This window comes from Acidovorax sp. SRI_002 (genome assembly GCF_057586455.1).
Genome location: NZ_JBYCZW010000003.1, coordinates 416,350 through 436,229, shown reverse-complemented (window position 1 = coordinate 436,229; position 19,880 = coordinate 416,350). Strand labels below are relative to the sequence as shown.

General features: G+C 65.6%; 22 protein-coding genes and 1 pseudogene. 13 read left to right on the top strand and 10 right to left on the bottom strand.

The annotated features are described in order from the left end of the window. Nucleotides 1-36: 36 nt before the first annotated feature. The 4 genes from yidC to rpmH all read right to left on the bottom strand — a co-directional run bounded on the left by yidC (nt 37) and on the right by rpmH (nt 2,756). On the bottom strand, nt 37-1,746 hold the full coding sequence (gene yidC / locus AC2YJX_RS10180; protein ID WP_121421705.1) for a membrane protein insertase YidC: 1,710 nt from the start codon (nt 1,744-1,746) through the stop codon (nt 37-39). After that, nucleotides 1,743-2,036, bottom strand: a complete 294-nt coding sequence (yidD, locus tag AC2YJX_RS10175) for a membrane protein insertion efficiency factor YidD (protein ID WP_176889075.1) — start codon at nt 2,034-2,036, stop codon at nt 1,743-1,745. The genes yidC and yidD overlap by 4 nt, the downstream gene beginning before the upstream one ends. Then, nucleotides 2,033-2,548 (bottom strand): ribonuclease P protein component, encoded by a 516-nt coding sequence (locus AC2YJX_RS10170; protein WP_055401229.1) that lies wholly within the window; start codon nt 2,546-2,548, stop codon nt 2,033-2,035. The genes yidD and AC2YJX_RS10170 overlap by 4 nt, the downstream gene beginning before the upstream one ends. Nucleotides 2,549-2,621: 73 nt before the next feature. Beyond that, nucleotides 2,622-2,756, bottom strand: coding sequence for a 50S ribosomal protein L34 (gene rpmH, locus AC2YJX_RS10165; RefSeq protein WP_005798102.1), 135 nt, complete (start codon nt 2,754-2,756; stop codon nt 2,622-2,624). Nucleotides 2,757-3,187: 431 nt separating this feature from the next. On the opposite strand from rpmH, the gene dnaA reads away from it, so the two are divergent. The 7 genes and pseudogenes from dnaA (at nt 3,188) to AC2YJX_RS10130 (ending at nt 10,260) form a co-directional block, all read left to right on the top strand. Beyond that, nucleotides 3,188-4,612: a chromosomal replication initiator protein DnaA gene (dnaA, locus tag AC2YJX_RS10160; protein ID WP_121421707.1), complete on the top strand. Its 1,425-nt coding sequence runs from the start codon at nt 3,188-3,190 to the stop codon at nt 4,610-4,612. A 130-nt stretch (nt 4,613-4,742) separates the two neighbouring features. Beyond that, complete coding sequence (dnaN, locus tag AC2YJX_RS10155; RefSeq protein WP_055401227.1) at nt 4,743-5,861, top strand: DNA polymerase III subunit beta; 1,119 nt, start codon at nt 4,743-4,745, stop codon at nt 5,859-5,861. A 144-nt stretch (nt 5,862-6,005) separates the two neighbouring features. Then, nucleotides 6,006-8,621, top strand: coding sequence for a DNA topoisomerase (ATP-hydrolyzing) subunit B (gyrB, locus tag AC2YJX_RS10150; RefSeq protein ID WP_055401225.1), 2,616 nt, complete (start codon nt 6,006-6,008; stop codon nt 8,619-8,621). Between the two features lie 3 nt (nt 8,622-8,624). Beyond that, nucleotides 8,625-9,038, top strand: coding sequence for a YkgJ family cysteine cluster protein (locus tag AC2YJX_RS10145; RefSeq protein WP_228897091.1), 414 nt, complete (start codon nt 8,625-8,627; stop codon nt 9,036-9,038). A gap of 141 nt (nt 9,039-9,179) precedes the next feature. Further along, nucleotides 9,180-9,392, top strand: coding sequence for a hypothetical protein (locus AC2YJX_RS10140; RefSeq protein WP_228897090.1), 213 nt, complete (start codon nt 9,180-9,182; stop codon nt 9,390-9,392). Between the two features lie 47 nt (nt 9,393-9,439). Further along, nucleotides 9,440-9,526: pseudogene (locus tag AC2YJX_RS10135) on the top strand (4Fe-4S binding protein); the annotation flags it as partial. Between the two features lie 296 nt (nt 9,527-9,822). Beyond that, nucleotides 9,823-10,260, top strand: coding sequence for an OsmC family protein (locus AC2YJX_RS10130; RefSeq protein WP_055401254.1), 438 nt, complete (start codon nt 9,823-9,825; stop codon nt 10,258-10,260). Nucleotides 10,261-10,315: 55 nt separating this feature from the next. Here the strand turns inward: AC2YJX_RS10130 and AC2YJX_RS10125 are convergent, their stop codons facing one another. From AC2YJX_RS10125 to AC2YJX_RS10110, 4 genes are all read right to left on the bottom strand, one after another. After that, complete coding sequence (locus AC2YJX_RS10125; RefSeq protein WP_487255967.1) at nt 10,316-11,638, bottom strand: serine hydrolase domain-containing protein; 1,323 nt, start codon at nt 11,636-11,638, stop codon at nt 10,316-10,318. An 82-nt stretch (nt 11,639-11,720) separates the two neighbouring features. Beyond that, nucleotides 11,721-12,302 carry a thioredoxin family protein gene (locus AC2YJX_RS10120; protein ID WP_431151342.1) on the bottom strand — a complete coding sequence of 194 codons (582 nt, stop codon included), beginning with the start codon at nt 12,300-12,302 and terminating at the stop codon, nt 11,721-11,723. A 25-nt stretch (nt 12,303-12,327) separates the two neighbouring features. Next, the gene (locus AC2YJX_RS10115; RefSeq protein WP_255577809.1) at nt 12,328-13,041 is read right to left on the bottom strand and encodes a cytochrome c biogenesis CcdA family protein; all 714 of its coding nucleotides are present in this window, start codon (nt 13,039-13,041) and stop codon (nt 12,328-12,330) included. A 2-nt stretch (nt 13,042-13,043) separates the two neighbouring features. After that, a complete protein-coding gene (locus AC2YJX_RS10110) occupies nt 13,044-13,571 on the bottom strand; it encodes a DUF2147 domain-containing protein (RefSeq protein WP_218300738.1) in 528 nt (175 codons plus the stop codon). A 178-nt stretch (nt 13,572-13,749) separates the two neighbouring features. Here AC2YJX_RS10110 and AC2YJX_RS10105 point away from each other — a divergent pair, with 178 nt between their 5' ends. The 3 genes from AC2YJX_RS10105 to AC2YJX_RS10095 all read left to right on the top strand — a co-directional run bounded on the left by AC2YJX_RS10105 (nt 13,750) and on the right by AC2YJX_RS10095 (nt 16,707). Further along, the gene (locus AC2YJX_RS10105; protein ID WP_487255966.1) at nt 13,750-14,523 is read left to right on the top strand and encodes a response regulator; all 774 of its coding nucleotides are present in this window, start codon (nt 13,750-13,752) and stop codon (nt 14,521-14,523) included. Further along, nucleotides 14,520-15,833, top strand: a complete 1,314-nt coding sequence (locus AC2YJX_RS10100; RefSeq protein WP_487255965.1) for an ATP-binding protein — start codon at nt 14,520-14,522, stop codon at nt 15,831-15,833. Before AC2YJX_RS10105 ends, AC2YJX_RS10100 begins: the two co-directional genes overlap by 4 nt. A 76-nt stretch (nt 15,834-15,909) precedes the next feature. Further along, on the top strand, nt 15,910-16,707 hold the full coding sequence (locus AC2YJX_RS10095) for a DUF72 domain-containing protein (protein WP_487255964.1): 798 nt from the start codon (nt 15,910-15,912) through the stop codon (nt 16,705-16,707). A gap of 11 nt (nt 16,708-16,718) precedes the next feature. On the opposite strand, the gene AC2YJX_RS10090 is transcribed toward AC2YJX_RS10095, so the two are convergent. Further along, nucleotides 16,719-17,021, bottom strand: a complete 303-nt coding sequence (locus AC2YJX_RS10090; protein WP_228897081.1) for an acylphosphatase — start codon at nt 17,019-17,021, stop codon at nt 16,719-16,721. A gap of 70 nt (nt 17,022-17,091) precedes the next feature. Between AC2YJX_RS10090 and AC2YJX_RS10085 the strand changes: the two genes are divergently transcribed. From AC2YJX_RS10085 to AC2YJX_RS10075, 3 genes are all read left to right on the top strand, one after another. Next, nucleotides 17,092-17,337: an ATP-binding protein gene (locus AC2YJX_RS10085; protein WP_121421715.1), complete on the top strand. Its 246-nt coding sequence runs from the start codon at nt 17,092-17,094 to the stop codon at nt 17,335-17,337. Between the two features lie 71 nt (nt 17,338-17,408). Further along, nucleotides 17,409-17,555, top strand: coding sequence for a hypothetical protein (locus tag AC2YJX_RS10080; protein ID WP_158603283.1), 147 nt, complete (start codon nt 17,409-17,411; stop codon nt 17,553-17,555). Between the two features lie 126 nt (nt 17,556-17,681). Further along, nucleotides 17,682-19,073 (top strand): homoserine dehydrogenase, encoded by a 1,392-nt coding sequence (locus AC2YJX_RS10075; protein WP_487255963.1) that lies wholly within the window; start codon nt 17,682-17,684, stop codon nt 19,071-19,073. 179 nt (nt 19,074-19,252) lie between these two features. Here the strand turns inward: AC2YJX_RS10075 and AC2YJX_RS10070 are convergent, their stop codons facing one another. Next, the gene (locus AC2YJX_RS10070) at nt 19,253-19,879 is read right to left on the bottom strand and encodes an FMN-binding negative transcriptional regulator (RefSeq protein WP_228897078.1); all 627 of its coding nucleotides are present in this window, start codon (nt 19,877-19,879) and stop codon (nt 19,253-19,255) included. Nucleotide 19,880 lies beyond the last annotated feature (1 nt).

Sequence of the window (19,880 nt, the reverse complement as noted above, 5' to 3'; positions counted from 1 at the left end):
AGTCAGTTCATTGATGTCAGCGTTGCCGCTGCGGCATCACTTGAACTTCGGCAAGTTAAATTGCGGTGGCACGCCCATGCGGGTGTTGATGAGCCACTGCTGCGCAATCGACAGGATGTTGTTGGTCAGCCAGTACAGCACCAGGCCGGCCGGGAAGAAGAAGAACATCACGCTGAAGATCAGCGGCATGAACCACATCATCTTGGCCTGCATCGGGTCTGGCGGCGCGGGGTTCAGGGCTGTCTGCAGCAGCGAGCTGGCCGTCATCAGCAAGGGCAGGATGAAGAACGGGTCAGGCGTGGAGAGGTCGTGGATCCAGCCGATCCAGGGCGCGTTGCGCATTTCCACGCTGGACAGCAGCACCCAGTACAGCGCAATGAACACAGGGATCTGAATCATGATAGGGAAGCAGCCGCCCATAGGGTTGACCTTCTCCTCGCGGTAGATGCGCATCATCTCCTGCTGCATCTGCTGCGGCTTGTCCTTCAGGCGCTCGCGCATCTCCATGATCTTGGGGTTGATGGCCTTCATCTTGGCCATGCTGGCGTAGGCCTTGGCGTTGAGCCAGTAGAACGCGATCTTGAGCAACAGCACCAGGGCGACGATGGACCAGCCCCAGTTGTTCAGCAGCTTGTGCAGCTGGTCCAGCAGCCAGTACAGCGGCTTGGACAGGATGGTGAGCCAGCCATAGTCCTTGACCAGCTCCAGGCCGGGGTACAGCTTTTCCATCATCGTTTCGACCTGCGGGCCAGCGAACAGGCGCGCATCGATGGTCTTGGTGGCACCGGGCTCGATGGCGCCCAGCGAGGTCAGCATGCCCACGGAGTACAGGTTGGTGTCCACCTTGCGAGTGAAGGGCTCGCGCTGCACACCGTCGGCCAGCAGCCATGCTGTGGCGAAGTAATGCTGCACCATGGCCACGTAGCCGTTGGGCGAGTCCTTGGGGATGTCGATCTTGCCGTTGTCGATGTCCTTGAACTCGATCTTCTGGTACTTCTTGGCGTCGGTGTAGACGGCCGGGCCGGTGAAGGTGGAGTAGAACGACGACTCTCCGGGAGGCTTGTTGCCATCGCGCACCAATTGCAGGTACAGCTGGGGCGACACCGCCGCGCTGCCCGTATTGACGATGTCGTGCTTGACAGCGATGTCATAGGCGCCACGCTTGATGGTCCAGGTCTTGACCAGCTTCACGCCGCCCTGTGCAGGCGATTCGAAGCGAACGCTGATTTCATCTTCACCGTCCTTGAGTTCACGCGGGCCGGGCACCACGGTCATGGCAGTCTTGTGGGTGGGGAACGTGCCACCGATCAGGCCGGTTTGCGCCACATAAACGCGCTGGGCGCTTTCGTCCAGCAACAGGAAATTGCGGGCCTTGTCGGCCATGTCGGCGTGCTTGAGCAGCTCGGCATGCGTGAGCGAGCCGCCTTCGCTGTCAAACACCAGGCGATACAGGTCGGTCTTGACCTCGATGCGCTCGCGGGGGGCAGGTGCTGCCGCAGCAGCCGCTGGCTGGCCCGGCACGGCGGAGGCCCCCGTCGCTGCAGCGGCCACGGGTGCACTCGTGGAAGGCACGCTGGCAGCCCCGGTCGCGCCCGACGCAGCGCCAGCAGCGGCGGGTGCCGTCACGGCGGGCGTGGTGGGGAAAAAGGTGGCTTTGTTGCCGTTGTGCAGCTGCCACTTGTCCCACAGCAGAACCATGGAAAAGCCAAAAATCACCCACAGGATGGTGCGGCGAATGTCGTTCATGAAGACTTCTTTGGTGAGGATGGTTGGGTGTTGGAAGGATGAAGCCGCGAGAAAAGCCGCATGCTGCGCGGCAATTGTTGCGGGACCGGGTCATGGCCCCCGTCACACCAGGGGTGGCAGCGTACCAGCCTGCGCACCGTGAGATAGCTACCCGCCGCAGCGCCATGCTGCTCCAGCGCCTGCAGCGAATAGACCGAGCAGGTCGGTTCAAACCGGCACGACGAACCCAGCCAAGGGCTCAGGAACAGCCGGTAGCCCTTGACGACACCGATCAAGAGGCGCTGCATCAGCATGGCACCACCGGCTCTGCAACACCACCTTGTTGCTGCGCGGGGGAAGCAGCACCGGCCCCACCTGCACGCCGTGCGGCGTAGCCAAACAGCTGCAACAGCTCTGCCCGCACCGCCTGCTTGAGCTGGTCGGACGTAGCGCTCACGAACTGCTTGCGGTCAAACGCCGTGCGCAGACGCACCACATGGGCGGCCTGCGGGAGCCGCGCTTCAAACGTGGCGCCCACGGTGTAGATCTGTCGCTTGATGGTGTTGCGGGTCACCGCGCGGCGCGCCCAGCGCTTGGGCACCATGGCACCCAGCCAGACGCCCTGCACGGCAAACAGGGCCTGCGGCCCTTGCTGTTGTGGCAAGGAGCCGGGCCCTGTGGGTAAAGCAGCACTGGCTTGGCGGTCAGCCGCAGCACCTTCGGCATCCAGCACCAGACGGTGCAGCACAAAATGCGCTGTACGGGAGACAGTGCCCCCCGCCATGGTGGCCTGGAACTGCGGACGGGTTTTCAGCCTGTGCATGCAAGCGCCCCGTTTGGAACCTGGCGGTACAAGCCGGGAACAGGCGGGGAGCAGGCCGTAGACCGTAGCGGCCTTAGACGGCCAGGCGCTTGCGGCCCTTGGCGCGGCGTGCGTTGATAACGGCACGGCCGCCGCGGGTCTTCATGCGGACGAGGAAACCGTGGGTGCGCGCGCGGCGCGTCTTGGAGGGCTGATAAGTACGTTTCATGGTGCTATTCCTTGAGGTTCAGTTCCGGACTGCTGCTCTTGAACCCCCTGCAATCTGCGCAGCCACGCCCTGTACAACAGGACTTTGGCGGCAGATCCACGGGGCAGAAATAACGGCGCGCCGGGTCAAATCACCCTGAACACATTCAGGGAAACCCGAGATTATCGCAGGCTAGCCAGCTGCTGGCAATGCCTTTTGGCTGGCAGGCTTATCTCCGGATCACGTTTCGGCTTGTTTTATCGCAGCTTATCGCGGGTTCACGGCAACTACGGCTGCGGTTTTCAATGGGTACACGCCAGCACCACAGCGCCCCCTGAACGACTATCAACACCTCTGACCACCGCAGTTTTCAAATTGTGGATAACTATTTGACAAGCTACAATCCGCCGCCCAGCCCCGTTCCTCCTATCCACAACAAGAATCCCCCTGAAATGATCGAGGAACCCTCCCGCAGCCCCCAACATTCACCCGGTGCAGATGCCGGCCAGGGCCTGTGGCAAGCCTGCGTAGAGCAACTGGCGCAAGACCTGCCCGAGCAGCAGTTCAACACCTGGATCAAGCCCCTGATTGCCCAGGTGGCCGAAGACTTCTCCAAGGTCACCGTGCTGGTGGGCAACCGGTTCAAGCTCGACTGGATCCGGGCACAGTATGCGGGCCGCATCGCCGCTTTACTCGAAGGCCTGTATGGCCAGCCCGTCACCCTAGAGTTAGCGCTCGCTCAGCGGGAATCCGTTGTACGCACTTACGCACGCCCCGCAGCGTCTGAACCATCGAACACCGCAACGCAGTCCGAACCGCCATCGAGCCACAGCGATGAAGCCTCAGCGGGCGCATTCCGCAACCGGCTCAATGCAGGCCTCACCTTTGAGACGCTGGTGGAAGGCACGGCCAACCGCATGGCGCGCTCGGCCGCCATGCACGTGGCGGGCATGCCCGGCCACCTGTACAACCCGCTGTTTATCTATGGCGGCGTGGGCTTGGGCAAGACCCACCTGGTGCACGCTGTGGGCAACCGCCTGCTGCAGGACAAGCCCGACGCCAAAGTTCTCTACATCCATGCCGAGCAGTTTGTGTCGGATGTGGTTAAGGCCTACCAGCGGCGCACCTTTGATGAATTCAAGGAGCGCTACCACTCGCTCGACCTGCTGCTGATCGACGATGTGCAGTTCTTCGCCAACAAGGACCGCACGCAGGAAGAATTCTTCAACGCGTTCGAAGCCTTGCTGGCCAAGAAGTCTCACATCGTGATGACGTCGGACACGTATCCGAAAGGCCTGGCCAACATCCACGAGCGGCTGGTGTCGCGCTTCGATTCGGGCCTGACGGTGGCCATCGAGCCACCCGAGCTGGAAATGCGCGTGGCCATCCTGATCAACAAGGCCCGCGTCGAAGGCACCGAGATGCCCGAAGAAGTGGCCTTTTTCGTGGCCAAGAACGTGCGCTCCAACGTGCGGGAGCTCGAAGGCGCGCTGCGCAAGATCCTGGCTTATTCGCGCTTCAACCAGAAAGAGATTTCCATCCAGCTCGCCCGCGAGGCGCTGCGCGATCTGCTGTCGATTCAGAACCGGCAGATTTCTGTGGAAAACATCCAGAAGACGGTGGCTGACTATTACAAGATCAAGGTCGCCGACATGTACAGCAAGAAGCGCCCAGCCAGCATTGCCCGGCCGCGCCAGATTGCGATGTACCTGGCCAAGGAACTGACGCAAAAGAGTCTTCCCGAAATCGGAGAATTGTTTGGCGGGCGCGACCACACCACCGTTTTGCATGCCGTGCGCAAGATTTCGGGCGAGCGTCAGCAGCTGACCGAGTTGAACCAGCAGTTGCATGTGCTGGAACAGACCCTGAAAGGCTGACAACCGGTGGGAGAGACCCCGAAAAGAACCCGCCCGGTAAACGGGCAAAATGGCGGGTTATACAGCAGGGGGAGGCACGACCTGTGCCGCTGTCCACGCACCGTCCCAAAAACCACAAGAGGTTGAAGACATGATCGTCCTGAAGGCAACACAAGACAAGGTTCTCGCGGTTCTGCAGTCCGTGGCTGGCATCGTGGAGCGCCGCCACACGCTGCCCATCCTGGCCAATGTGCTGATCCGCAAGACGGGCAATGCCCTGCAGCTGACGACCAGCGACCTCGAAATCCAGATCCGCACCACGGCTGAGCTGGGCGGCGACACCGGCGACTTCACCACCACCGTGGGCGCGCGCAAGCTCATCGACATCCTGCGCACCATGCCGGGCGACCAGACCGTGAGCCTCGAATCGGCCCAGTCCAAGCTCATCCTGAAAGGCGGCAAGAGCCGCTTCACGCTGCAAAGCCTGCCCGCAGAAGACTTCCCGCTGGTGCAGGAATCCGCCGCCTTCGGCCCCGTGTTCGCCGTGCCCCAAAAGACGCTGAAAGACCTGCTCGGTCAGGTGTCGTTTGCCATGGCGGTGCAGGACATCCGCTACTACCTCAACGGCATCCTGTTCGTGGCTGAGGGCAAGCAACTGTCCCTGGTGGCCACCGACGGCCACCGCCTGGCCTTTGCCAGCGCCACGCTGGATGTGGAAGTGCCCAAGCAGGAAGTCATCCTGCCGCGCAAGACCGTGATCGAGTTGCAGCGTTTGCTCAGCGATGCGGGCGGCGAGAACCAGCCCCACATCGAGATGCAGTTCGCCAACAACCAGGCCAAGTTCACCTTTGGCGGCATGGAGTTCGTCACCAAGCTGGTCGAGGGCAAGTTCCCCGACTACAACCGCGTGATCCCCAAGAACCACAAGAACAGCATCACCCTGGGCCGCGCCCCGCTGCTGGCCAGCCTGCAGCGCACGGCCATCATGACCAGCGACAAGTTCAAGGGGGTGCGCCTGAACCTGGAGCCCGGCACCCTGCGCGTGGCGTCGAACAACGCCGAGCAGGAAGAGGCCGTGGACGAGCTCGACATCGACTACGGTGGCGACACCATCGAGATCGGCTTCAACGTGACCTACCTCATCGACGCCCTGGCCAACATGGGCCAGGACATGGTGAAGGTGGAGCTTTCGGACGGCAACAGCTCTGCGCTGCTGACCATCCCCGAGAACGACAGCTTCAAGTACGTGGTCATGCCAATGCGCATTTGAGGCGGCCCCCGCCCTGCTGCACAGCCTGACCACGACGACTACCGTTTTGATAGCTGCTAGCGCTTACTGGATAAGCGCCAGAGCCCAATTTGACCCATATTGACACATTGGAAACCCCGGTTTCCACGGATCCCAAGGCCCACCATGACCGTTGACAACATCCCCTCCGAGCCCGAAGACACCGGCGTCTCCGGCCATGTTGAGCCCACCCTCGCCAAGATCGACACCAACCAGGCCGGGGCCAGCGAAAGCTACGGCGAAGGCGCCATCACCATCCTCGAAGGCCTGGAGGCCGTACGCAAGCGCCCCGGCATGTACATCGGCGATACCAGCGACGGCACCGGCCTGCACCACCTGGTGTTCGAGGTGGTCGACAACTCCATCGACGAAGCCCTGGCCGGCCACTGCGACGACATCGTCGTCACCATCCATTCCGACAACTCCATCAGCGTCACCGACAACGGCCGGGGTATTCCGACCGGCGTGAAGATGGACGACAAGCACGAGCCCAAGCGCTCGGCCGCCGAGATCGCACTGACCGAACTGCACGCGGGCGGCAAGTTCAACCAGAACAGCTACAAGGTCTCGGGCGGCCTGCATGGCGTGGGCGTGAGCTGCGTGAACGCGCTCAGCAAGATGCTGCGCTTGACCGTGCGCCGCGAAGGCAAGGTGCACGCGCTGGAGTTCAGCAAGGGCTTTGTGCAGAACCGCATCGTGCAGACGGTGGACGGCGTGGAAGTCTCGCCCATGCAGGTGCTGGACGACACCGACAAGCGCGGCACCGAAGTGCACTTCTTGCCCGACACCGAGATCTTCAAGGAGAACAACGAGTTCCACTACGAGATCCTGGCCAAGCGCCTGCGCGAACTCTCGTTCTTGAACAACGGCGTGCGCATTCGCCTCAAGGACGAGCGCAGCGGCAAAGAAGACGACTTCTCGGGCGCTGGTGGCGTGCGCGGCTTTGTGGAGTTCATCAACAAGGGCAAGACCGTCCTGCACCCCACATCGTTCTACGCAGCGGGCGAGCGCCCGGCCGAGACGTATGGCGGCATCCCTGGCACCCACATCGGCGTGGAAGTGGCGATGCAGTGGAACAGCGCGTACAGCGAGCAAGTGCTCTGCTTTACCAACAACATCCCCCAGCGTGACGGCGGAACCCACCTCACCGGCCTGCGCGCCGCGATGACCCGCGTCATCAACAAGTACATCGAAGAAAACGAGTTCGCCAAGAAGGCCAAGGTCGAAGTGACCGGCGACGACATGCGCGAAGGCCTGTGCTGCGTGCTCAGCGTAAAGGTGCCCGAGCCCAAGTTCAGCAGCCAGACCAAGGACAAGCTGGTATCGAGCGAAGTGCGCGCCCCCGTGGAAGACATCGTGGGCAAGCTGCTGACCGATTACCTGCAGGAGCGCCCGGCCGACGCCAAGATCATCTGCGGCAAGATCGTGGAAGCCGCCCGCGCCCGCGAAGCCGCCCGCAAGGCCCGCGAAATGACCCGCCGCAAGGGCGTGCTCGACGGCATGGGCCTGCCCGGCAAACTGGCCGACTGCCAGGAAAAAGACCCCGCCCTGTGCGAAATCTACATCGTGGAGGGCGACTCCGCCGGTGGCTCTGCCAAGCAGGGCCGTGACCGCAAGTTCCAGGCCATCCTGCCGCTGCGCGGCAAGATCCTGAACGTGGAAAAAGCCCGCTACGAAAAGCTGCTGACCAGCAACGAAATCCTCACGCTGATCACCGCCCTCGGCACCGGCATCGGCAAGGCCGGGGGCACCACGGGTGGCGACGACTTCGACGTGGCCAAGCTGCGCTACCACCGCATCATCATCATGACCGACGCCGACGTCGACGGCGCCCACATCCGCACCCTGCTGCTCACCTTCTTCTACCGCCAGATGCCCGAGCTGGTCGAGCGCGGCCACATCTACATTGCCCAGCCACCGCTGTACAAGGTGAAAGCTGGCAAGGAAGAGCTGTACCTGAAGGACGCCCCCGCGCTCGACGGCTTCCTGCTGCGCATTGCGCTCAACCACGCCAGCGTGACCACCGGCGGTGCCAACCCACAAACGCTGACCGGCGACACCCTGGCCGAACTGGCGCGCAAGCACCAGATCGCCGAGAGCGTCATTGCGCGCCTGGGCAACTTCATGGACGCCGAAGCCCTGCGCGCCATTGCCGACGGCGTGAGCTTGAAGCTCGACACCGTGGCCGACGCTGAAGCCAGCGCCGTGGCCCTGCAGGCCAAGCTGCGCGAACTGAACACCACCGGCGCCCCCGCCGAAGTGGCTGGCGAGTTCGACGCCCGCACCGACAAGCCCCTGCTGCGCATCAGCCGCCGCCACCACGGCAACATCAAGAGCAGCGTCATCACGCAAGACTTCGTGCACGGCGCCGACTACGCCGCCCTGGCCGAAGCCGCAGAGACCTTCCGCGGCCTGCTGGGCGAGGGCGCCAAGGCCCTGCGCGGCGAAGGCGAAAAGCAGAAGGAAGAAAAAGTCGGCGACTTCCGCCAGGCCATGAAGTGGCTGATCAGCGAAGCCGAACGCAGCACATCCCGCCAGCGCTACAAGGGCCTGGGCGAGATGAACCCCGAGCAGCTGTGGGAAACCACGATGGACCCCAACGTGCGCCGCCTGCTGCGCGTGCAGATCGACGACGCGATCGAGGCGGACCGGGTGTTCACGATGCTGATGGGGGATGAGGTGGAGCCCCGGCGGGATTTCATTGAAACGAACGCTTTGCGGGCGGGCAATATCGACGTCTGATCGTTGAGATATCCCATCGCCATCGTTGACGTCGACCGGCTCGACACCTGGACCCGCTACCGCGCAGGCCTGTGCGACACCTGCGCGGCCAACTGCTGCACGATGCCGCTGGAAGTGCTGTTGCCCGACCTGGTGCGGCTTGAGCTGGTAGACCCGTTCGAGGCCGAGCATGAAGAGCTGCGGCACATTGCCAAGCGGCTGCTCAAGGCGCGGTTGATTGACCACTTCAATCACAAGAACGCGATCTTCACGATGGCGCGGCGGGCCAGCGGGGACTGCAATTTTCTGGACCCGAAGACCCGGCTGTGCACGGTGTATGACAAGCGGCCCGAGACGTGCCGGCTGCACCCACAAAAGAAGAGCCCCAAGCCTGGGTACTGTGCTTATGGGGCTCGGGACTTGCAGCGCAAGGGCTGAACGGTCACCAAGACCAATCCGTCGGTTGGTGCAGCAGCGCGGCACCCGACACGGTGCAAGCTGACCAACCTCCCTGCTCCTACACCGTGTCCCTCTGTACAAGGCCTGCCCAAGGCTCCGCAGGCTCTGCCATCACGGCACTTGCACACCGCGCTGCTGGGCAGCCAGCATCATGGACCAGCGGTAGCTGACGCCCTGGACGTGTCCATGGATGTGAAGGTGCCGGATGATGCTGGAGGCACTGTTGCTGCTGCAGGGGCGTGCACGCACGGTATCGCCAGCGCACCCGCCTTCGATGGTGGTTACAGCCCGCCCACCACGGCAGCGCTCGACCAGCGGTGCTGCGTGCGCTGAGCTGCAATGCTGTCGTGGTCGCCTGGCTCTATCCTGCTGCTGCGATCTGCACGGGGTGCGCCTTGTGCGCGGTGCGGTGTCCGTTTGATGCGATCCGCATGGTGCGGACCCAGCCCCTCATTGAAGACGTTTAGTGTGGTGTTGGACGCTATCCGGCACTTCTAACCGGGTCTTTTCGGCCAGGGCGGCGTTGCAAATCCGCGCGATACCTACGGGTGTCGCTGTGGCTTGCGCCTTGCCCTGACCAAAAATCCATCGGCTTTCAATGTGCCGTCAAGCATGCAACACCACACTAGCGCTGCAACGGGCACCCATGCCCGCCACGATGCACGTTCAAGATGGACAGCACGACGCGACGGTGTCCCACACGCCCGAGCGGCGGGGCGTGGTGACATGGGCGGTTCACCCCATTCACCACAAGGAGCACACCATGTCTGAAAAGAAAGCCAGCGTTCACTGGGAAGGTGCCGGCAAGTCCGGCCAGGGCCAGATCAGCACCGAGACCGGCGCACTGGACAAGTACCCCTACGGCTTTGCCAGCCGCTTCGGCGACGACCGCAAGGGCACCAATCCCGAGGAGATCGTGGGCGCTGCCCATGCAGCCTGCTTCACCATGGCGTTTTCTTTTGCCGCCGAGAAGGCTGGCATCGCCACCGAGACCGTCGACACCACGGCCAGCGTGCGGCTAAGCAAGGAAGGCGATGGTTTTGTGATTGACCGCATCGCCCTCACGCTCACGGCCAAGGTGCCGGGCATGGACGACGCGGCCTTTCAGAAGCTAGCGGCCGATGCCAAGGCCAACTGCCCGCTGTCGAAGGCGCTGGCCTCGGTGCCAGAGATCACGCTGACCGCCACGCTCGTGAAGTAGCTAACGGTTCAGGCGCAGCGCCGGGGGCGCCGCCTTGGCCGATTCTTCTTCACCCTCAGCGAGCCCGCACCGCCGCTGCCAGCGCAGCAAACGCCTGCCGGTCCAGCGCGTGGGTGAAGGCCGTGTTGGGCACCGGGTGTGTTGATAGCTTCACCACCACCAGTTCTGCCGCCGGGTTGATGTGGATGTGCTGGCCCATCAGGCCCTTGGCTTCCAGCGTACCGTCCGCATCGTGCGGCACCCACCACTGGTTGTGGTACGAGTAGCCCGTGCGCATGGCCGTGCCGGGGGCCTTGCTGAATTTCGTGGGATCGGCACCCTTGCGCAGCTCGGCAATGGTGGCGGCCGAGATGATCTGCTGGCCGTTGAAGCTGCCATTGGCACGAAGCATTTCTCCAAAGCGCCCCAAGTCGCGCAGCGTGGCGTTCACGCCGACGCTGGTGGACTGGCCACCGTTCGCATCGGCAAACACATAGGCATCCTCCTGCGCGCCCAGGCGCGACCAGATGCGCTCGGACAGCAGCGTGGCGTAGCTCTTGCCCGTCACGCGCTGAAGCAGCCAGCCCAGTACTTCCGTGTCCACCGACTTGTACGCAAACGCGGTGCCGTGCTCCCCTTCTTTCTTCAACGTGGGCAGGAACTCGGCCATGCTTTTGGCGGCGTTGCTGCCGGGCGGCGCGGGCTGCAGGCCTGCGGCGGCCAGGTACTGGAAAACGCCGGACGCAGGGTCGGCAAAGTTCTCGGCGTATTGCACGCCGGTCGTCATGTCCAGGGTCTGCTGCACGGTGGCATCGGCCCAGGCGCTGGTGGCCAGCTCGGGCAGGTAGCGGGGAATCAGCGCTTTCGGGTCGATCACGCCTTCCTGGATGAGTTCAGTGGCCAGCAGGCCGGTGAGCGATTTGCTCATGGACCACAGCACGTGGGGCTGGTGCGGCTGCATGCCGATGTGGTGGCGCTCGTACACGACACGGCCCCGGTGCAGCACCAGCAGGCCATCGGTGTAGGTGGCCTTTTGCCAGTCAGCCAGCGTGGTGGTGCCGCCCTTGCCGTCGGGCACCGGCAGTGCATCGTCCAGCGCGCGGGCTGCGGCGAGTAGCGCGCTGGGTGCGCCGGCGCCGCGCCAGACGGCGGCCGTGGGGCCCAGCTCGCGCAGGTGGTGCGCGGCCCAGCGCACGTTGGGGTATTTGAGGATGTTGGCCAGGCGCACGACCTTGTCGGGCGGCGGCGGAAAGCCCTGCATCAGTTGCAGTGTGGCGGGGTAGGTGGCGTCCGGTGGTGGCAGTTGCGGTGCCTGCGCATGGCTGGCAGCGGCCATGCAGAGGGCGGCAGCGGCCGCGGCGAGTGTGACCAGGGCAAATTGAAGGCGGGGGTACGGCATGGTGCAAAAGTCCTGCAAAGGTGAGTGGAGAGCGGGCAGAGAAATGACGGGATAAAAATGGGTGAACGGTGGAGCCAGACGCCTAGCTCCGCGCCGCCAGCAGCGCGCGGATCACGGCCTCGGTGCGGTCGTATTCGCCTTCGCCGAAGTGCTTGTAGCGAATGCGGCCCTGCGCATCGATGAGGTAGGCTGCGGGCCAGTACTGGTTGCTGTAGGCCTTCCAGGTGCCGTAGCGGTTGTCCTGCGCGACGGGGTGCTTCACGCCATGGCGGCGCATGGCCACCTCGACGTTGCTGGTGGTGCGCTCAAACGGAAACTCCGGCGTGTGCACACCCACCACGGTGAGGCCCTGGGGCGTGTACAGCTCGGCCCAACGGTTCACGTGGGGCAGCGTGCGGATGCAGTTGATGCAGGCATACGTCCAGAAGTCCACCAGCACCACGCGGCCGCGCAGCTGGGCCAGGCTGAGCGGCTCGGAGTTGAGCCAGCGCTCGATGCCCGTGAACTCGGGTGCCGCGCCAAAGTCGGGCAGCGTGGCCGCCTGGACGGCGGGCCCTGCTGCGTGGGTGAGGGCGGGTGCCGCTACGGCGGCAGCCACAGATGCTGCAGACGCCAGGAACGTGCGGCGCTGAAACGAGATGGGTGAAGAAATGCGCGATGTCATGGTGAAACTCCTTGCTGAGGGCCGCTTACAGCCCTCCAAAACTTGAGGGATAGAACTGCGACAGCCACGCTGTGACCTGGCCATCCACCTCCAGCAGCATGGCCAGCGCGACGGCGATGACCACCACCCCAAAAACCTGCTGCACGCGGTGTGCATGGCGCGAGATGCGGCGCACATGACTGGCCGCGGCCTGACCGCCGTAGGCGATGGCCAGCATGGGCAGCGCGGCGCCGGTGGAATAGGCCAGCAACAGCACCGCCGTGCTGACCCCGGGCGGCTCCGTGGCGATGAGCGCGAGGATGGAGGCCAGCACCGGCCCGGCGCAGGGCGTCCACACCGCACCCAGGCTCAGACCCAGCAGCAGCCCGCCCCAGTTGCCCGCCGATGCGCCCATCCCCAGGCTGGCCGCTCGGTTGAGCACGCCACCCGCCTGTTGGCTCAGCCACTGGAATGGCCTGGGCCACACCGTGAGCACGCCAAACACCAGCAGCATTGCGGCGGCGAACCGGCGCAAGCCCTCGGGCGACAAGCCCAGCACCTGCGTGAAGCTGCTGAACAGCAGCGCCACGGCTGCGAACGACAGCGCAAACCCCAGCGCGATGAACAGCGGACGCGTGCGCTGCGCTGGGCCGCCCGCCACCGACGCCCCCAGCACCACCGGCAACATGGGCAGCACGCAGGGCGCGCCCACAGTCAGCATGCCAGCGGCCACGGCCAGCCAGGGGGAGGTGGCGGCCATGCTCATTGCACGCCCCCACGCTCTGCGGCCGGGCGACGCCACACCTGCGTCTTGCCGAACAGCGGGATACCGACATACGCGCGCACCAGCAGCTGGTCGGGCTCAGCGGGGGTGAGGGTGGAGCGGTAGGTCTTGGCGTTCTCGCGGTTGTAAATCTCGCCTTGGTACTCGCCGCTGCCGCTGTCGCGCAGGCCGGACAGCATCGTCATGCCCAGCGCGGGCCGCGCGTCGGCCGCGGCCATCTCGGTGCCGGGTGCACTCATCGACCGGTTGGCCAGCACGCGCACCACCTTGCCGCAGAGGGTGTTGGTGCCGCTGCTGCCACCGGTGTTCGCACTGGCAGTGCCATTGGCGTTAGTGGGGCAGGGAGCAATCTCCACCTCCAGGTTGCCGCTTTCGGTGATCCAGCGGCCCAGCGGGGCCTTGGGGTGCGGCGCCGTGGCGGGCTGGGTGGCAGCCTCTTGCGCGCTGGCGTTGTGCGCCAGGCCCAGGGCCAGCGCAGCGGCGGCCAGGGCGAAGGATGGTTTCATGGCAAGTCCTCGTGAAGTTCAGGAAGACTGCATTGAAGCCAGCGTACGTATCGGCGGTTTGTCCTGCACAGGCCTTTTGGTATGCGCGCGTGTCGGCGGCACCGGCAGACAAGTTCAGATACATGCGGGCCCGTACCGGCCTCACCGCTAGGCGCCAAAGCCTGGACAATCAGCGCCCATGACGACGACGACCCCGCCCGACCACATCCTCATCGTCGATGACGACGCCGGCATCCGCGAGCTGGCGGCCGAGTACCTGCAGCGCCAGGGCCTGCAGGTGAGCGTGGCAGCCGACGGCAGGCAGATGCGCGAGGTGCTGGCCACGCAACGCATCGACCTCTTGGTACTGGACTTGATGCTGCCGGGCACCGACGGCATCGCGCTGTGCCGCGAGCTGCGCAGCCCCGGCACGCCGCCGCTGCCCATCATCATGCTCACCGCGCGCAGCGACGAGGCGGATCGCATCCTGGGCCTGGAGCTGGGCGCGGACGACTACCTGACCAAGCCCTTTGCCGCGCGCGAGCTGCTGGCGCGCATCCACGCGGTGCTGCGGCGCACGCGCATGCTGCCGCCCAACCTGGCGGTGGCCGAGCCCGCGCGCCACCTTGCGTTCGGCGACTGGCGGCTGGACACCACGGCGCGCCACCTGCTCGATGCCACGGGCGCGGTGGTGGCGCTGTCGGGCGCCGAATACCGGCTGCTGCGCGTGCTGCTGGACCACCCCCAGCGCATCCTCACACGCGACCAGCTGCTGCAGCTCACCCAGGGTCGCGATGCCGATGTGTTCGACCGCTCCATCGACCTCTTGGTCAGCCGCGTGCGCCAGCGGCTGGGCGACGGGGTACGCGGCTCACGCTATATCAAGACCGTGCGCAACGAGGGCTATGTGTTCTGCGCCGGCGTGTTGCCCGCACCGGCAATCGCACCCGCGCCGGGAGGAGCCGCCGCATGACGCTGCGCTGGTGGCCCCGCTCGTTGTTCGGTCGCATCCTGCTGGTGCTGGCACTGGGCCTGGCGCTGGCGCATGCGCTGACCTTCGTGCTGGCGATCACCGAGCGCAGCATGACCATGCGCCGCGCCATGGTGTCGTACCTGGCGAGCGATGTGGCCAGCTCCATGGCCATGCTGGACCGCCTGCCCGCCGCGGAGCGTGCGCAGTGGGTGGACCGGCTGGCGCGTCGCAACTACCGGTTTGCGCTAACCGCGCCGCTGGACGCACCCGAAGACCCGTCCGACCTGGCCCGCCTGATTGCAGGCGCCGTGGGCGCCACGCTGCCCCCCGGCCAGACGGTGCGGGTGGTCGACCCCCTCGTGCCCGGCACCGAGCTGCGCCTGCAGCTCCAGTTGAGCGACGGCACGCCGCTGGCCGTGGACATGGACGAGCCCCGGTTGCAGGTCTCGCCCTGGGTTCTGGGCGCGCTGGCGCTACAGCTGGCGCTGCTGGTAGGCCTGTGCGCCTGGGCCGTACGCGCGGCCACGCGGCCCTTGCGCACGCTTGCCGATGCGGCCGATGCGCTGGGTGCCGACCGCGCCGCCGTGCCCCTGGCCGAGGACGGCCCGCGCGAGGTGCAGCGCGCTGCCCAGGCCTTCAACCGCATGCAGCAGCGCATCCAGGCGCACCTGGAGGAGCGCATGCGCATCCTGGCCGCCGTCTCGCACGATCTGCAAACGCCCATCACCCGCTTGCGCCTGCGCGCCGACCTGCTGGACGACACCGCGCTGCAGGGCAAGCTGCACGCAGACCTGGCCGAGATGCAGTCGCTGGTGGAAGAGGGCATCGCCTACGCGCGCTCGTCCCAGGCGGCCCAGGAGCCCCCACAGCGCGTGGACCTGCGCGCGCTGCTGCAGAGCATTGCGTTCGACTACGCCGATGCGGGCCTGCCCGTGACGCTGCTGCACGCAGACCCGGGCACCTGCGACTCGCGCCCGCAGGCCCTGCGCCGGCTGGTGTGCAACCTGGTGGACAACGCGCTCAAGTTCGCGGGCGCGGCTGAAGTGAGTCTGGAGGCTGGAGATCACGGCCAGTGGCTGCTGCGCGTGCTGGACCGGGGGCCGGGCATACCGGAAGCTGACCTGGCCGCCGTGCTCCAACCCTATGTGCGGCTGGAAGACTCGCGCAACCGCGGCACAGGCGGCACGGGGCTAGGCCTGGCCATTGCGAACGAGCTGGCGCAGGCGCTGGGCGGCCGGCTGGTGCTGGGGCCGCGTGAGGATGGTGCGGGGCTGGAGGCGCGGGTCGAGCTGCCCGGCCCGCAGCCATAGCACCGCTCTGTGGGCTCTCCAGGCGCAGCAGGCCGCTGCTACAGTGGCCCTTCCGTGGATTCATGAGGGGAACACCGTGGACAGCACTGGTAGCACCAACGCAGGCAGTAGCAGCAGAAGCCAAAACATCCGCATCGGCATCGGCGGCTGGACCTTCGAGCCCTGGCGCGACAACTTCTACCCCGCAGGCCTCGCGCACAGCAAGGAGCTGCAGTACGCCAGCCGCCAGCTCACCTCCATCGAGGTCAACGGCACGTACTACAGCACCTTCAAGCCGCCCACCTTCGCCAAGTGGCGGGATGAAACGCCCGAAGGTTTCCTGTTCTCGCTCAAGGCCAACCGTTTCGCCACGCACCGGCGCGTGCTGGCGGAGGCAGGCGAGTCGATCACGCGGTTTGTGGAGAGCGGCATCTCGGAACTCAAGCACAAGCTCGGGCCCATCGTGTGGCAGTTCATGCCGACCAAGGTGTTTGAGCCACGGGACTTCGAGGCCTTTCTGGCCCTGCTGCCACAACAGGTGGATGGCCTGCGGCTGCGCCACGCCCTGGATGCGCGCCACCCGAGTTTTGCCACGCCAGAGTTCGTGGCGCTGGCCCGCCAATACGGCTGCGTGCCTGTCTACACGGACTCCGAAAAGTTTCCCGCCATCGCAGATGCAGAGGCCGATTTTGCCTACCTGCGGCTGATGCGCAGCCAGGCCGATGTGCCCACCGGCTACACGCACGAGGCGATTGCACAGTGGGCCGATGGCGTGCGCACCTGGACCGGCGGCGAGCGGCCGCGCGATGTGTTCGTCTACTTCATCAACGGCGCGAAAGAGCGAGCGCCTGCGGGGGCGATGGAGTTGCTGAGGCAACTGGGCCTGCGCCCATAGCAGCGGCGCAGCTACAGCGTCTCTCGCTGCACAAACCCCTGCGGGGCCTCGCCACCATCGGGCACATTGCCCACCACCACACGTTCCACCCGCGCATGCACAGGCCCCTGCTGCGCCCAGTCGATGAGGGCCAGCACGGCCTGCTCGGTGCCCCATGCGCAGGCCTCCACGCGGCCATCCTGGCGGTTGCGCACCCAGCCCTTTACGCCCAGGCGTTCGGCGGCCTGCACCATGGACCAGCGGTAGCCCACGCCCTGCACATGGCCGGTGATCAACAGATGGCGGGTGATGGTGGAGTGGGGTTCTGCGTTCATGAGGGGCACTGTAGCGCGCTCCTTGTGGGGAGCCCGCTCCAGGGGCACACTGCCAGCAGCACCGCACCACATGACCACGACCCCCCCCAAGGCACTGCCCACCATCGACCCCCAGCGCTGCACCGGCTGCGGCTGGTGCATTGCGGTGTGCCCGCCGCATGTGCTGTCGCTGCAGGTGCAAGGCACGGGGCCCTGGGGTCCCAAGTGTTCCACCCTGCACGATGCGCCGGGCTGCACCGGGTGCGCGCTGTGTGCGGTGCGCTGCCCGTTCGATGCGATCCGCATGGTGCGCGTGGCAGCCACCGAAGGTCGGTGAGTCCTTCGCGCCACAGGCCCACAGAAACGGGTTGACGGGCCCCGGCACGCATCCGGTACACTGCGCCCTTCATGTCGTACACCTCCATCCCCTTCACCGCACGCGCCGCTGCCTTCCAAGGCATGGGCATGATGCCGCCCGCACTCACGCGGGCCAATGGTGAACAGCGGGCACTGGATGCACGAATGATTACCACCATTACCACCGCGGCCACCTGAGCACGCGCAGGTGGCCGTTTCGGCAGCCACCTGGTGATCGCTCTCTTCTCCCCCAAGACGAATGCACGAAACCCAGCTCTGGCAGCTGGGTTTTTTTGTTTGTTCGTTCGTTAGCCGGAGAAGTCCATGTACCGAGATCCCGTCCAGTCCCTCGAAGCCCCGTCGTTGCAGTCGCCCACTGCGGCCATGCGCCCCCTGCGTGTGGGCATGATCGGCATTGGTACCGTGGGCGCGGGCACCTTTCGCGTGCTGGCACGCAACCAGGCGCTCATCGCAGGCCGCGCAGGGCGGGACATCAAGCTGGTGGTGGTATGCGCCCGCAGCCTCGCCCGCGCCATGAGCGTGGTGGGCAAAGATGTGGCCCTGACCAACGACCCCATGCAGGTGGCCACACACCCCGATGTGGATGTGCTGGTGGAAGCCGCTGGCGGCACCGGCCCTGCGCGCGACTGGGTGTTGGCCGCCATCCGCGCGGGCAAGCATGTGGTCACGGCCAACAAGGCGCTGCTGGCCACGCACGGCAACGATATCTTTGCCGCCGCCCGCCAGCACGGCGTGGCCGTGGCCTATGAAGGCGCGGTGGCGGTGAGCATCCCCATCGTGAAGGCGCTGCGCGAGGGCCTCACGGCCAACCGCATCGAATGGGTGGCGGGCATCATCAACGGCACCACCAACTTCATCCTGAGCAAGATGCGCGATGAGGGTGTTGGCTTTGCCGAAGCGCTGGCGCAGGCCCAGGCGCTGGGCTATGCCGAGGCCGATCCGACGTTTGACATCGAGGGCGTCGACGCTGCGCACAAGATCTCGCTGCTGGCGGCCAATGCGTTCGGCATGCCGGTGCGCTTTGCCGATGCGCAGGTGGAGGGCATCACCCGCTTGCAGGGGCTGGACGTGGCCTGCGCCGAGCAACTGGGCTTTCGCATCAAGCTGCTGGGCGTGGCCAAGCGGCGCAAAGAGAGCGATGTGGACGGCGTGGAGCTGCGCGTGCAACCTGCGCTGGTGCCTGCCGCACATTTGCTGGCGCAAGTGAACGGCTCGATGAACGCGGTGATGGTCAAGGGCGATGCGTCGGGTGTGACGATGTTCTACGGCGCGGGTGCGGGGTCCGAGCAAACCGCATCGGCCGTGATTGCCGACCTGGTGGACGTGGCGCGCCTGGATGGCACCCGTGCACAGCAGCGCGTGCCGCACCTGGGGTTTCATCCCGAGGCCGTGGACGAGCAACTGGCCGTGCTGCCCCGCGCAGCCGTGCACACCCGCCACTACCTGCGCGTGCCTGTGCACAGCGCCCAGCAGATCGAAGCCGTGGCTGCCTGGCTGGCGGCGCAGCACGTGCCCGTGCAGCGTGTGGAGCTGGCCTGCGACAAAGCGCTGCCCACGGGCAGCGAGCCCCAAGTGCTGGTGCTGACCGATGCCGTTGCCCAAGCCACGGTAGACCTGGCCGTGCACGCACTGGCCGCCCACCCTGCGGTGGCCGGGCCAGTGGTGGCGCTGCGGGTGGAGCTGCTGGAGGGATGATTCGTCCATAACCCGTTCACACTGAGGCTGTCGAAGCGCCGCGCACGGCTTCGCCAGGCTCAGCCCGAACAGTGATGAACGATTTCAGCCACCTAAAAAATATGGTCAAAACAGGCTCTAGCGCTTATCTATCAAGCGCCACAAGCTATCAATTTTGATGCTTGCGTGTACTCAAGGCATCAAGCCACCCGCACCAGCGCGGCCATGTCTTGTGCTGCAGATGTGCCCTCGGCCATCAGGCCCTGCACCACGCCCGCGCGGTCGGTGTCGGTGCGGTTCTGGCTCACCTTCCAGACGCCTTCCCAACGCTCCACCGCCAGCTCGATGCCCACGATGGCGCCCAGCAGCTTGTCGATGTAGTCGGGCGGGGCATCGTCAATGCGCCAAGGGTCGGGGCGGTGCGCCTCGTGCCGCTCGCTCAGAATGTGCAGGATGGCGCGCAACTGCACTGGATCGTCCACCGCGCTGAGCGTGCCGTGGGCGTGCACGGTGGCGTAGTTCCAGGTGGGCACCTGCTTGCCGTCGATGGCCTTGGACGGATACCACGAGGGCGACACATAGGCCTGGGGGCCGTGGAACACGGCCACGGCCTGCTGCGGCAGCAGCGGCCACACGCCGTTGCCGCGCCCCACATGGCCCACCAGCGTGCCGTGCGGTCCGCGCGAGGGGTCCAGATACAAAGGCACATGGTTCACGTGCAGCGTGCCCTCGTGCGACACGACCAGGGTGGCCAGGGGCTGGGCCTGCACCAGTCCCTGCTGCGCGGCCGGGTCGGTGACTTGAAACTGGCGGTTGGCAATGGTCATG

Bases quoted from the DNA above. Each gene is read 5' to 3' on its own strand.
- yidC (WP_121421705.1), bottom strand. From the start codon at position 1,746: ATGAACGACATTCGCCGCACCATCCTGTGGGTGATTTTTGGCTTTTCC.
- AC2YJX_RS10170 (WP_055401229.1), bottom strand. From the start codon at position 2,548: ATGCACAGGCTGAAAACCCGTCCGCAGTTCCAGGCCACCATGGCGGGG.
- rpmH (WP_005798102.1), bottom strand. From the start codon at position 2,756: ATGAAACGTACTTATCAGCCCTCCAAGACGCGCCGCGCGCGCACCCAC.
- dnaA (WP_121421707.1), top strand. From the start codon at position 3,188: ATGATCGAGGAACCCTCCCGCAGCCCCCAACATTCACCCGGTGCAGAT.
- dnaN (WP_055401227.1), top strand. From the start codon at position 4,743: ATGATCGTCCTGAAGGCAACACAAGACAAGGTTCTCGCGGTTCTGCAG.
- gyrB (WP_055401225.1), top strand. From the start codon at position 6,006: ATGACCGTTGACAACATCCCCTCCGAGCCCGAAGACACCGGCGTCTCC.
- AC2YJX_RS10130 (WP_055401254.1), top strand. From the start codon at position 9,823: ATGTCTGAAAAGAAAGCCAGCGTTCACTGGGAAGGTGCCGGCAAGTCC.
- AC2YJX_RS10125 (WP_487255967.1), bottom strand. From the start codon at position 11,638: ATGCCGTACCCCCGCCTTCAATTTGCCCTGGTCACACTCGCCGCGGCC.
- AC2YJX_RS10120 (WP_431151342.1), bottom strand. From the start codon at position 12,302: ATGACATCGCGCATTTCTTCACCCATCTCGTTTCAGCGCCGCACGTTC.
- AC2YJX_RS10115 (WP_255577809.1), bottom strand. From the start codon at position 13,041: ATGGCCGCCACCTCCCCCTGGCTGGCCGTGGCCGCTGGCATGCTGACT.
- AC2YJX_RS10110 (WP_218300738.1), bottom strand. From the start codon at position 13,571: ATGAAACCATCCTTCGCCCTGGCCGCCGCTGCGCTGGCCCTGGGCCTG.
- AC2YJX_RS10105 (WP_487255966.1), top strand. From the start codon at position 13,750: ATGACGACGACGACCCCGCCCGACCACATCCTCATCGTCGATGACGAC.
- AC2YJX_RS10100 (WP_487255965.1), top strand. From the start codon at position 14,520: ATGACGCTGCGCTGGTGGCCCCGCTCGTTGTTCGGTCGCATCCTGCTG.
- AC2YJX_RS10090 (WP_228897081.1), bottom strand. From the start codon at position 17,021: ATGAACGCAGAACCCCACTCCACCATCACCCGCCATCTGTTGATCACC.
- AC2YJX_RS10085 (WP_121421715.1), top strand. From the start codon at position 17,092: ATGACCACGACCCCCCCCAAGGCACTGCCCACCATCGACCCCCAGCGC.
- AC2YJX_RS10080 (WP_158603283.1), top strand. From the start codon at position 17,409: ATGTCGTACACCTCCATCCCCTTCACCGCACGCGCCGCTGCCTTCCAA.
- AC2YJX_RS10075 (WP_487255963.1), top strand. From the start codon at position 17,682: ATGTACCGAGATCCCGTCCAGTCCCTCGAAGCCCCGTCGTTGCAGTCG.
- AC2YJX_RS10070 (WP_228897078.1), bottom strand. From the start codon at position 19,879: ATGACCATTGCCAACCGCCAGTTTCAAGTCACCGACCCGGCCGCGCAG.